Origin of the sequence: Vibrio sp. McD22-P3, assembly GCF_021568915.1 — a bacterium.
In the GTDB taxonomy this organism is placed as follows: Bacteria; Pseudomonadota; Gammaproteobacteria; order Enterobacterales; family Vibrionaceae; genus Vibrio; species Vibrio mediterranei.
The window spans coordinates 1-12,536 of sequence record NZ_JAKGTN010000044.1 but is presented as its reverse complement, the minus strand read 5'-3'; the positions used below and the strand labels follow the sequence as shown (position 1 = coordinate 12,536).

Sequence of the window (12,536 nt, the reverse complement as noted above, 5' to 3'; positions counted from 1 at the left end):
TCAGGAACTGTGAGCCTGTTGGCGAAGTCCACCTAAATCCAGAAAGAGAAGCTGCTTAATAAGCAAGCAAATGATGACAACTACCTTGAAAAACGCCGATAAACATAACTATTTCATTGCTGTACGAGCTTTGTTGCTTAATTCACGGATAAAGTATGCTTGTTGAAATGAGCTAAGTTTTTAAGGGATATCAATGAGACTTTCATTTCTGTGAAAATGAAAGTCTCCTGAAGTGCGTAGAACACTCTAAATGAAAGAGTAAGTTATATAGGTTGGATTTACGACGCGCTGTTGGAGATTCCCTTTTTACAGGAATGACGAATATTAGGGGGTAGATGTGAAGCACAAGAAGGGGTAAAGACGAACGACATTTAATGAAATGATGCGAACATTGTAATTAGATTCCTGCTTCCGCAGGAATGACGTAACCCTGAAGAGATTGGGCAAAAGACGTACTTAAATCTGATGCCCTAATTGAAGGTTTTAGAGTGACTTAGAAGAACTAATAGTTTGCGGTGTATTCCCTGCACATTAAAAGACATTCGTAAAACTCTCAACAGGCATTTGTTGAGACACAACAAGCACTTTGCCATCGGTATAATAATCGTGACTGTCGTTTTTTGCTGTCACAGTAGCAAGCTTAAGATTCTCAGCATTCCATTGAGCGTTTAGTCGAAATACATCTTGCTTGAGCTTGTCACGCTCGGAGTCGACGTCAGGAGCCACGCTGTGCAAGATGGTGATAATACCGCCATATGGCGTGATTGTTAGGCCGTTATCATAGCTAAGTGCACCCACCCATACTGTTTCTCGAGTTTGCTTGTCTATACCCGCATTCCACCAGCGAATATGCGAGCGCTTAGTTAGCGTTCCCGGTAATTGAAACGCAAGATCTTGTGGCTGCCCGTTCCACATCAAATCGGAGACCGGTGGTGTTTTAGTTTTCAGCAAATTGACGTAGTCGGAGAATTCAAGTTCGCTGCGCGAGAATGTTTTATTTTCAATCCACCCTAGCTGCTTCATTAGGTTCTTGGGAGTTTCACCCAAATAGACCACGTTTACTGCTTGAGCTGAGTATATCGACGACTGACCCGCGAAAACCTTAAAGTTGAGTCCTTTGACATCAACCACTTTATTTTGAGTGTCGGTAGTGGTGGTGACGACGGTATCGTCGCTGAACCAAAAAAAGTGCGAGTAGTTGAGTGCTAACATGCCTACTAGCAGAAAGCTGCTCGCTTTTAGCCAAGCATAACGCCACTGCTTTTTAAGACCAAAATAGAATAGAGCTAAGGACGTTATGCTTAGTCCTAACGTGTATTTGTGTTCTGAGATGAAGGTCGCCATCTCACCTAACACTGGCACATTGTCCACACCAGCGGCTAACAGGTAGCCCCAAACAACAAATTGCCCCACACCCAACAATAAACCTATCAAGGCATACAGAGAAAATTTACGCCAACGAATATGGTTGGTCCCTGCCATAAATGGCACAACCCAAGCGATAGGGCCTAGTAGCCTTGCAAAGGCAATCACCCAGAATGAATTGCGGTTCATAAGAAGGCGGCATCGAGCTAGCGGTCTGCGTATTTTTGGTTGCCAGCGGAGGAGCTTCTTTTGTGCGCTAAAACCGTAATGACGACCGATGAAGAAGCTCAGTTGATCACCGAGCAAGCCGCCAATTAGTACTGCGATAACAGCGAGATATCCACCGCTATAAAGTTGATATCCCGCGGCAATCATAAAGGGTTCTCCCGGAACCACGAGGTTAGGGCCAATGACTGCGTCAAAGAAAGAGCCGAGAAACAGTCCCAATGTCTCAAACATAACGATTCCTTACGTCCTTAGTTTTTGTCGTTTTGATTGGATTTGTATGATTGGTTACTGCTGTTGGTAGTGACCGAACTTGTATTCCATCTCGTTGTTGCGCATTTCGCCAAAGAAAAATCGGCGAACATTGGCTTTGAAATAAGTGAATCCCATTTTGAAGAAACCATCTTGCTCAAGACGGCGTGGGTCAAACTGGAAGCTCAGCGGTAAGAATCTAAAGCGCCATGTCTTAGCGGCTTTTTTGACGTAGTTACAGTCTTCGCATAGCACGATACTTTCATCAAATCCGCCGATTTCCTCATGAGCACGTTTGGTAGAGAAAATACATGCACCCACGGCGGTTGGGAAAAAGAACTGTGTGGTAAACAAGCCTGCGTTAAATAGTCCGTAACCGGCTTTATAAGCAGGCGCGAGATTACGTGAACCCATGTAAACACCAGCCACTTCCAGTTTTTCATCTTCAAGTTTTGCCGTTGCTTTATCTAGGAAGTCCTTATCAAGACGGACATCGGCGTCTAGAAAGAGTAAACGTTCGTTTTGGGCAAGGTTGGCACCCGTATTGCGGCCTAAGCTCACTCCGCGCTGCTCCATTTTGTGAATGGTTAGGGCAGGTAGTGCTTGATGGTATTTTTGTGCGACCTCACAGGTAAGGTCGTCGCTGTTGGAATCGACGACAATGACTTCGAAACCTTGGTAAGTTTGACAGCTTAAGTCGCTTAGTAGGCGAGCGATGCGTTTCTCTTCATTGAGAGTGATAATGACGATGCTAAGAGGTTTCATAATCCAATCCTTTCTATGTGTTGATGATTGGATTATGCAGAGAGGAGGCTTAACCATTACTGAGCAGTAGGTTCATATTCAGTTAATGATAACCTAGTAACTGTTAAGGGTTACTAGGCTCTGTGCTTGATATAGTCTTGGGCTAAATCTTCTTCTCGCGTAGAAGTAATCCAACAGGTCACTTTTTGGATTTTTGGATCATCTTTTCGTGTATACATATTGGAGACGGAGTAGGGAGGGATCACAGCGATTGAATCAATCGCAATGGCTTCATCGTTATCTGAGAAAGCGACACAACGAACTTTAACGGCCTCAGAGTAAGAAACCTTGATTCGCCAGTGTGTGTCAGATAGCGGCTGAATGTGATCACCAGTTATGACTATCGGCGCTGCACTAGAGGTGGTAGTAGGCTTTGTTGCTTCGCTGGCGTAACTCAGGTTAGCTGTAAGAAGAGCGCTACTCATTACCAATATGTTGAGAATTTTCATTAGATCTTACCCATTCATTAACACTTATCGCTGCCATAGTACCTGCATTTATGGTTGCCATTAACTAGGAAGCTCCCTAGTTAATAGGTGGTACTTTTGGGGCTGAGGACGTATTGAGTTCTCGCAATCGATAGCGAGAAAGGGTTTGGCTTTTAAGGTGGCGGAGCATCTTTCTTGCCAGTATACATCGTTTAAATCGGAGTTCGCCTTGCTGAGAATGATAGATAGCAGCTTGTAATGCTTGGTGATGGACAAGATCATAAACCCCAATTTCTGCAAAATAGCGGTAAAGGTAAGTGCTTAACTTCTTTTGTGGATAGACCATGATTCGGATGATAGTTTTAATTTGCTGGCAATAAGCATGGTGTTGGATGGCGACAATGCGCTGTTTTAATTGATTTAAGTGACGTTGTAGCGTCGACCTCGTACGAGCAACAGCCGCAAGGGCGAGTAACACAATGACTAGGGTGTGGCGGTGTGCCAACAGGGCCTGTTTTAGATTACCTATAGCGATATCAACACGCTGAGCCCAAGGGAGCGGAGGTGCTGGGGTGACGGTAACTTGAATCGGCGCTAATTCTATGTGCTTTAGCATATTCGTTTGTGTATCCCACCAATCAAAGGTCATCGCTGGCAGTGTGAAGTCGCCAGCCATAGGGAAGCGATAGTGAATGTCGGTTGTTCTGGTGCCGATAAGGTTGCCGCGAAACGCGTCGCTGCGAGTGCGTGTATTGCCAGTTCGAACCTCAACCCCTTCTACTTGTGTGATAAACGGTAATTCGGCGATATAGTGTCCGGGTAAGTCGTCCACATCTACCGAAATAGTCCGAGTGAGTGCGCCTCCTGCGGTGAGAGTATTATCTGAAACGCTCTGAGCGATAGTAACATTTGGTGCGACAAGTTTGCCGCGGCTGGCAACGGGTAAAGCTAATACATCAACAGTCAAAGGCTGTGAACGAAAGGTAAAAGAGGACTCTCCACTGCCTACGCGCAACTCGACGGATGGCAGAATGTAATTCCCTGCACGAGTGGGGTACAGATCGAACTTTAGCGTTGCCGTGGCCAGTGTTCGCCCGTTTAACTGAGTTCGGCCATATTGCCAAAAGTTTGAAATTTGCTCAAAAAGGAGATCGCGCTCCGCAACATGCTCAACATGAATCACTTGGTCGATAGGGGCGTAGTGCGAAACTTCAAGGTATAGAGTGTGGCGGGTTCGTTCAGTTAGTTCGGTATTACTCAGTCGCCAGTTTGCTTGCCAACCTCGTGCACGCTCAGCGTTATCTATGTCTTGCAGTGAGGTGAGCGGGTCATAGACCGATGTTGAGGCTTGAAGTGATGACAGTGGAAGGATGCACAAAATCGCACTTAAAATAGAAATGAAAAGTTTGTGTTTCGTATGTCGATTTAATGTCAAATTGCTTACAAGGAAGGCGTTCATTGCGCTACCTCCGTTTGTTTTTGTAGTTGGATAGCGAACTTATTTCTTAGAAAAACTTCAGGATTCGATTTGACCTGTTCTAACCAAATTTTGGTTAGGTGTTCTTCAGCCATGAGATCAGCGCTGTTGATGAAGTCAGAGCGCTCTTCTGGCTCATCGATACCCATATCTTCTTCGAGGCTGGAAATTACGTCGGCTGTCATGTCTTCACCTGCAGTACCTTGCCCTTGAGCCCGGTCAGCCATCAAATCAAATATCTCTTCAAGGAGTTTGAGGTTTTGCTGGGCTTGCGTGTGCTCTGGATTCAGTTCCAACACCCTGTTAAACCAATGCTCTGCCGAACGAAAGCGTTGAATGTGTAGAAAACTCATCGCCGTATTGAAGCGTTTGGAAACCGAATCTGGTTGCTGATTAAGCATGGTGAGCGCCCACTCCCACTGCTCATTTTTCATCAAAGCTTGGATCTTCCATTGGGGTTCGACGAAGGCTTTAGCCGCGCAAGCGTAGTTACCTTGGCGATAGAACCACTGACCTTGTTGGTCTTCGGTCATCAATAAGCGCATCATCAATGAATCACAGGTTGGTGATGTGTTATCTGCGGCATAACTGTCAGCCGGCATTATGGCTCCGAGATAAACCGCTCCCATGAGTATGCTTGGAACCCAGCGTATACTCCAGCCTCGACGGAACCAAAGTAAGCTTAGCACTAACGTCGGGAACACTAGGTAAAACCCGGCTTCTTGCCACTGAATATCTTCATCTTGAGGGTCAAAGTAGCTAAAGCTATCTATCCAGCGTTGGATACTAGCAATATCGCTATCATCAGGCGTGTTTTGTAAAAAACGAACATCACGTGGTGGTGTCAATGTCTCTTGATAACCAAATTTCCATACTAAAATCTGGTCTTGATGGAGGTCGGTATATTGGTTTAAAGCATGAATGCTACTGTTATCTAGTCCATCGGTAACGACAATGATACTGGCAGGTATATCTTTACTATCGTGAGATTGCTGCAATTGTTCGAAAACAGCCGCTAGGTTTTTGCCTTGTCTTGGTACTAAGTGTGTAGATAGGGAAGGTAGGTAAAGCGCTAAAACGTCTCGGTCTTCTGTAGTGGGAATAAGTAGGTGAGCACTTCCAGCGTAAACGTAAGCGCCAACAGCGCCATCGGTTTTATAGGAGAGTAGCTGTTCCAACTTAAGTTTACTGTTTTCCAATCGACTAGGAGCTAGATCGGATTCACTCATGGAGTTTGATAGGTCTATAACAAAATAGAGTGGCGATTGGTTTTTAGCATGAGAGTCTGGCTCTGGCTGCCACGTTGGACCTGCAATAATGACAATCAGCAACGTCAGTATACCAGGCAGCAAATGTTTGGGTGCAAACCAATGCTTATCTTTCCCGTCAGCATTAAGGTGAGGTGCCAGGTGAGAAGCGATGGGCAGTGTATGCTTGGTTTGCTGTGCTTTGCGAAAGGCATAGAAGACCCAGAACATCGGGACAATCAACAACAGGCACCAAGGACGAATAAAATGAAACTCAGCCATTGTTTACTCCTTTTCTCGTGTGGTGCAGGGTGCGGGTAGCGACGAACGTCAACGCCAGTAAGTTCAAGATGGTTATGAAAAAAAGAGGCCAGAAATAGACCTCGAATTTAGGGCGAATGACATAACTTTCAAAAAGAGAGGCCTCCAGCTCATTCAGCGTTTGATAGACCGCCGCTAAGGCGTCACCATCTAAAGCTTCAAAAACTTGTCCACCAGTGTAGCTGGCGATACGCGCTAACATCTCCAGATCAATAGCTTCTTCACCTACGTTGGTAGCATCACCAATTGCAATAGGATAAATCGTAATACCACGCTCTCCTGCGAAATGAGCGGCATCGACAGGGGGAAATTGGCTGGTGGTATCTTTACCATCAGTGAGCAGCAATAATACTTTGTTGTTTGATTCGGAATGCTCAAAGTGGTTAACTGCGACACCAATAGCATCTCCCAGCGCGGTCCCTGCGCCCGCCATACGTACGTCCATTTGCTCCAACAGCAAAGAGAGCGTATCGAAGTCTTCGGTTACGGGCGCTTGCAAGTATGCATCATCACCAAAGGCGATAAGGCCGACACGGTCGCCGGTTCTCTGTTGTAAAAAGGATTCAAGCAGTAATTTTACGCCATCAATACGTCGAACATTGATGCCTTGTTGGTCAACAAAGTCTTTCGCCTCCATGGAACCTGAGAGGTCAACGGCGACCATCATTTCACGACCACTTTTCTCTATAGCAATGGGCTCTCCAACCCATACAGGCTTCGTTGCTGCCAATACTAAACCCAAAAAGGTGAGCATGGTTAGTGAGCGCTGCCACCAAGAAGGGCGTATCACTACCGCTCCGCTCCTTGGCGTCGATCCTGTGACTTCAATGAACTTATCGAAATGACTAAAGCGAAGTGCCGTTTGTCTAGTGAGATGTTTAGGAGTGGCAAGCATAATAACGGGAAGTAAAACCAGTAGACCAAACCAAGGGTAGGTGAAGGTTAGCATGTGACCTCCTGAAACCATCGATGGACAGCCTCCAGTGTCGTTGAGCTGACATTGGGCTTAAGACAATAGCTGGTTTGCACCAGTTCGATGACCTGAGCGTATGTGAGACAGTTATTGGTTCGTTGAGCTATAAACTCAGCGAATTCAGCGGTGTTCATAGTGCCGATTGATTCTTCCGGCCAATGTTGATGAGCCAGTCGCTTCAGAAGCGTTGCGATTCTGTTGATTTTTCTCTCAGAAGCGTAATTTTGATATAAGGTCCATGCATCTCGAAGGTAAGCCCGCGATAGATATTGATGAATGCGATAAATAACGTAGCCAATGATGAGCAGTAGACATGAGAATGCCACAAGCTTCCATAGCGTGGTTTGCGGAAACCACGATACGGCATCGGGTGGCGTGATCCACTCAGCTCGATGGATTAAGTGACTGCCAAACTCAACTATTTGGCCCTGTGATGCCTTCATCATAACAGCCTATTGTTTTGTTTTAGCTTGCATTTGGAGCCAAGCATCTTGACGAGTCGTGAAATCTAGCAAGGCTAATTGGTGACGCAAGAAGTGGTCGTTAAGCGCTTGTCTATGTTGGGTAATGTAATGCTCGAACTTCTCTCGAGCTTGAGGTCGGCTTTGCTTGAGCTCGACCTGTTGGTCGGTGTTGCCAATGACTAAGCTATGTCCTGGAAATTTGATTTCTAAGGGGTCTGAAATTCTAAGACCGATTAAACTATTACGTTTAGCGAGAGCATCAATGATCGAATGTTTCTCATTTACTTGGTAGTCACTAAAATCGCTAATAATGAAACACTGGCTTTCTTTTAAAGTCATTGCGCTTAGTTGGCTTAAGCCATCATACAAGGAATATTTAGAAGAAGGTGCTGACCAGTCAGGGAGTCGCGAATTGCAGAGAACGAGCTCGTTGAGGAGTGCTAGCAACGCTTTTTCTCCTCTTCGAAATGGCAGCGACGCTATACCACTATCGGTAAGGATGAGTGCTCCCATACGATCGCCACCTTGTACGATGGAGCCCGCGATGATCGCCGCTATTTCACTGGCGATTGCCGACTTCATTGCTCCGTCCGAAGCGAAAAACATACGTGTACGTAAATCTACCAGTAGTGCGATGTTTTTGTCTCGCTCTTCAGAATAGACACGAAGGTAAGGTTGACCAGTTCTTTGCGTCACTTTCCAGTCGATGCAGCGAACATCATCACCTTGGTAATAATGCCGTAGTTCAATAAAGTCCAATCCTCTACCACGCTGCTGGCTGCGGTGCTTTCCTGTCAATGGAGTGAGACGTTGGTAGGGTGGATGCAATGATAACGTTCGACCTAAGCGGCTGAGCTCACTAAGTCGTTCGATGGTAGGATACACTCGATAATCACTCATCTATTTTCCTCCATGACTAGGCAAAAGCCACACAGTCTAGAAGTTTGTTTACGACGTGTTCGGTGTTCACACCTTGGTGTTGAGATGAAAACGTGATGACAAGTCGATGGCGAAGCACGGAATGAGCAACTGCACGAACATTATCAGGTGTGACATGGTCTTGGCCTTTCAACCAAGCATGGGCACGTGCACATTTGTCGAGAGCGATTGATGCTCTCGGGCTTGCACCTTGTTCAATCCACTGAGCTAATTCGACGTCGTAGAGTGTTGGATATCGAGTCGCGTCTACTAGATCAACGATGTATTGATCGACCTGATCCGAAACATGGACTTGATCAACGAGATATCGAGCTTTTAAAACGTGGTCAACACTGAGTTTTGAGTCACTTTCTTGAATTAACAGATTCTCTCTACGTAGCATTTGGAGCATCCGCTTTTCAGCTTGCTTGTCTGGGTAGTCGATGATGATTTGCATTAGGAACCGATCCATCTGCGCTTCGGGTAGCGGGTAGGTGCCTTCTTGTTCAATAGGGTTTTGTGTTGCGAGCACCATAAATAAACTAGGCAGAGAATGGGTTGTCCCAGCTACAGAGACCTGTGATTCTGCCATGGCCTCAAGCAAGGCCGATTGGACTTTTGCTGGTGCACGATTGATCTCATCGGCAAGAACGAGATGAGAGAAAACCGGCCCCTTTTTGAAGGTGAGCGATTGTGTATGGCTGTCATAGAGCTCACTACCGGTGATATCCGCAGGCAACATATCAGGAGTAAATTGGATTCTATTCAAGGTTGAGTCGAGTTGTGCCGCCATGACGCTCGCACTGCGAGTTTTCGCGAGTCCTGGTAGGCCTTGAAGTAAAACATGTCCACCCGCAAGCAAGGCAATGGTGAGCTGTTCAACGGACTTCTCTTGACCAAGTACACGTTGGTTTATTTGTTGTTGTAGCGTAATGAAATTCTGTGTTGATACCGTCATTAAACCACCTCTGTAATTTGCTTTAATGGATGGAAACCACTTAGAAGCGGTCGAAATATGATGGTGCTAGCTTATCTAAGTTGAAGAAACGAGGTCACTAGGACTATTCCTAATTAACGATGGTGAAGAGAGCGTTGTCGTAGAAAGAAAGGATGCACTGAAGTGCATCCTTGATTATCAATGAGTATTATGGGTGCCGAAACACTAGTTACCAGATTGTTGGGTATCTGGACGGTATGGCAAAGTCTGAATAACGCGTTCAAGGTTGAACGATGTTGGTTCTTGACGAAGTGGGAACTCGTGGAATGTCTGAAGCAGTTCTGCCACTTCAACTTGAACGGGAACGAAGTTAAACATACGTTCTGCCATCCACTTGATGTACATACCAGAGTGCTCCGGGGCTTCTTCGTACGGGTCAGTACGTAAGTCGTATAGCACAGGCCATGTGGTGGTCATTCGAGGTGCAAACCAGCTGTCTTCCAATGGTTCAATAAACTGTGCCTTAATTTTCCCAACACGAACCGCCTCTAGGTTGCCTGTTTCAGCAAAGTAGAATATTTCATTTCGTGTTGTGTCGGTATTTTTAAACCATGCCTCACGATGGTCATAGCCATCGATATAAACATCGTGCTTCTTCTTGAAGTTTTCCTGAACGTCTTTTTCACCTGCGATAGTGGCTAGAGTAGTAAACAAGTCTTCATGAGACTGAATTCCGTTGTTAACGCTACCTGCTGGGATATGACCAGGCCAGCTAACCATAAATGGCACGCGTACACCACCTTCAGTCGTGAGACCTTTTTCGCCCTTAAATGGTGTATTACCACCATCTGGCCAAGTCACTTTTTCTGCGCCATTATCCGTCGTAAAGATAACAATGGTGTTGTCTTTTTGGCCGGTTTCTTCTAATTTATCAAGGATTTGACCTACATAGTGGTCCAACTCAGCCATGCCGTCGGCATAAAGACCATAGCCAGTTTTGCCTTTCCACTCCTCGCTTAGATGAGTCCAAACGTGCATTCTTGATGGGTTGTACCACATGAAGAATGGATCGTCGGTTTTGGCAAAATCATCGAGGTAATCGAGAGCCATATCGGTCAGCTCGCGGTCAATGGTTTCCATGCGTTTACGAGTTAGAGGGCCTGCAGACTCTGTTGGGCCATCGGGCGTACCCGTAACAATTCCGCGTGGTCCAAATCGCTCAAGGAACGCAGGGTCTTGAGGGTAATCTTCATTCTCTGGTTCTTCTTCTGCATTAAGGTGATACAGATTGCCATAGAAAAAGTCGAAACCACGACGATGTGGCATCATGTGTTCTTGGTCGCCGAGGTGGTTTTTACCCAACTGGACGTTGAAATAACCCTGTTCTTTTAACACCTCTGCAAGCGTTGGGTCTTCAGGATGAATACCAACGGGTGAGCCTGGTAAGCCAACATTGAGTAGGCCTGTTCGAATCGGCAACTGTCCGGTTAAGAAAGCTGCTCGACCGGCAGTAGAACTTGGTTGGCCATAGTGATCGGTGAATAGCATCCCTTCGTTTGCGATGCGGTCAATATTCGGGGTTTTGTAGCCCATCATTCCCATATTATAAGCAGAGGTATTTGACCAACCGATATCGTCTGCCATGATAACGAGGATGTTAGGCTTTTCAGATGTATTTTTCGCTATTGCTGGGGCGACACCAAGTGTGGCTGCGGCAGCAACGCCAAGAATTGATTTACTTACTAAGCTTTTAGAAAAGTTTTTCATAAGTGGCTCCTGAGATAAGACCCGCACAGTATCTGGTGGAACTTACGACAATAGAACTAGGATATTTCCTAACAGTGTGACGATTGTGAGAGGGAAATGTATCCAAAGTGGCTGACTCAGTAGTACACTGATTACAGAGCACGCTTAGGCTAAGAGGCTGAATTATTGGATCAAATTAAGGACGTACTCATTTCTATTTCTACTAAGTTGTTGGACTCACCAACGGCGGAAATGGACGAAGTGATTATTGATGTACTTGACGAGTGTCGGCAATGTTTAGGTGTTGATAGGATGTCATGTTTGCCGTTGGATCATGCTATTGTCGAGAACTGGCGACACTATGAATCTCTTGGTAAAGGTATACCGTCTGTGCAAAAGGAAATACCTGCCTCTGTCGTTTTAGAGTATCGCTCTCTGATAGAGAAAGGGGAGGTGGTGTGTAGCGACTCTTCACCCAATTTGCTTGCACTTGCGGATAAGCTTCAACCTGAGACTCCGTTGAGGCATGTTTTGGTGCCTATTAGTGCTATGGGAAAACCGTGGGGGCTATTGGCATGTGCCAACTTTGTCTCCGAAACTCGCTTTGATGATGACTTCATCCATTCTTCGACATTGCTTGGTAATATTATTGCGTCGAGTATTGCTCGCGTAAATCATTATGAGCAGCTAAAACGTAGCCAGCAGGAAATTGCTGCCCGTAACCGTCGAATTATTGGTGAACGAGAACGAGAGCGTCGTAATATAGCGCGAGATCTGCACGATGATTTTAGCCAGCGATTGGCTTCCTTAGGAATAGAAATGGGTTTGGCTGCTAGTATGTGTGATGCTCAATCTGGACAAGTGATAGCAAAATGCGCTAAGGGTCTGGCAGAGATAACCCGTGACATCCAGCAACTCTCGAGGCATCTGCATCCAGTAGTTATAGAACGTGTTGGATTGCATACCGCCATTGAATCCCATATTAAACAAGTGGCGTCCCGTAGTGACCTAATTGCGGAAATTCGCTTGGATAGGAATATCGAATTTGATGATGACACGGCGTTGCATATCTATCGTATTATCCAAGAGTCATTGTCAAATGTGGTCAAACACGCCAGTGCCCAGAATATCAATGTCACTTTGCGAAAGTTCGATCAAGGGATAGAGCTTGTTATTGAAGATGACGGCGTTGGTTTTTTGCCTCTAGGAGTAGACATGAACGCCCCTTCTTTAGGGCTGCAGTCGATGGTTGAAAGAGGGGAAATCATAGGTGGCACAGTAACGGCGTTTTTCAAGGTAGTTGTCATCATTTGCTTGCTTATTAAGCAGCTTCTCTTTCTGGATTTAGGTGGACTTCGCCAACAGGCTCACAGTTCCTG

At 45.8% G+C, this 12,536-nt stretch carries 11 protein-coding genes; 1 reads left to right on the top strand and 10 read right to left on the bottom strand.

Going from position 1 to position 12,536, the window contains the following annotated elements; translation table 11 throughout:
• Positions 1–531: 531 nt before the first annotated feature.
• From L2W36_RS26805 to L2W36_RS26760, 10 genes are all read right to left on the bottom strand, one after another.
• A complete protein-coding gene (locus L2W36_RS26805) occupies positions 532–1,824 on the bottom strand; it encodes an LssY C-terminal domain-containing protein (protein ID WP_236112014.1) in 1,293 nt (430 codons plus the stop codon).
• Positions 1,825–1,878: 54 nt separating this feature from the next.
• Complete coding sequence (locus tag L2W36_RS26800) at positions 1,879–2,607, bottom strand: glycosyltransferase family 2 protein (protein ID WP_236112013.1); 729 nt, start codon at positions 2,605–2,607, stop codon at positions 1,879–1,881.
• 113 nt (positions 2,608–2,720) lie between these two features.
• Complete coding sequence (locus L2W36_RS26795; protein ID WP_006070872.1) at positions 2,721–3,095, bottom strand: hypothetical protein; 375 nt, start codon at positions 3,093–3,095, stop codon at positions 2,721–2,723.
• Between the two features lie 76 nt (positions 3,096–3,171).
• Positions 3,172–4,533, bottom strand: a complete 1,362-nt coding sequence (locus L2W36_RS26790) for a BatD family protein (protein ID WP_236112012.1) — start codon at positions 4,531–4,533, stop codon at positions 3,172–3,174.
• The gene (locus L2W36_RS26785) at positions 4,530–6,080 is read right to left on the bottom strand and encodes a vWA domain-containing protein (RefSeq protein ID WP_236112011.1); all 1,551 of its coding nucleotides are present in this window, start codon (positions 6,078–6,080) and stop codon (positions 4,530–4,532) included. The genes L2W36_RS26790 and L2W36_RS26785 overlap by 4 nt, the downstream gene beginning before the upstream one ends.
• Positions 6,073–7,068, bottom strand: coding sequence for a VWA domain-containing protein (locus L2W36_RS26780; protein WP_236112010.1), 996 nt, complete (start codon positions 7,066–7,068; stop codon positions 6,073–6,075). The genes L2W36_RS26785 and L2W36_RS26780 overlap by 8 nt, the downstream gene beginning before the upstream one ends.
• On the bottom strand, positions 7,062–7,538 hold the full coding sequence (locus tag L2W36_RS26775) for a DUF4381 domain-containing protein (protein ID WP_236112009.1): 477 nt from the start codon (positions 7,536–7,538) through the stop codon (positions 7,062–7,064). The genes L2W36_RS26780 and L2W36_RS26775 overlap by 7 nt, the downstream gene beginning before the upstream one ends.
• 6 nt (positions 7,539–7,544) lie before the next feature.
• Entirely contained in the window at positions 7,545–8,456 is a 912-nt protein-coding gene (locus tag L2W36_RS26770) for a DUF58 domain-containing protein (RefSeq protein WP_006070881.1), read from the bottom strand.
• 16 nt (positions 8,457–8,472) lie between these two features.
• Entirely contained in the window at positions 8,473–9,432 is a 960-nt protein-coding gene (locus L2W36_RS26765) for an AAA family ATPase (protein ID WP_236112008.1), read from the bottom strand.
• A 204-nt stretch (positions 9,433–9,636) separates the two neighbouring features.
• Positions 9,637–11,178: an arylsulfatase gene (locus tag L2W36_RS26760; protein ID WP_006070884.1), complete on the bottom strand. Its 1,542-nt coding sequence runs from the start codon at positions 11,176–11,178 to the stop codon at positions 9,637–9,639.
• A 165-nt stretch (positions 11,179–11,343) separates the two neighbouring features.
• Between L2W36_RS26760 and L2W36_RS26755 the strand changes: the two genes are divergently transcribed.
• Positions 11,344–12,536, top strand: a 1,193-nt coding sequence (locus tag L2W36_RS26755; RefSeq protein ID WP_236112007.1) for a GAF domain-containing sensor histidine kinase, incomplete at its 3' end; no start/stop codon positions are given.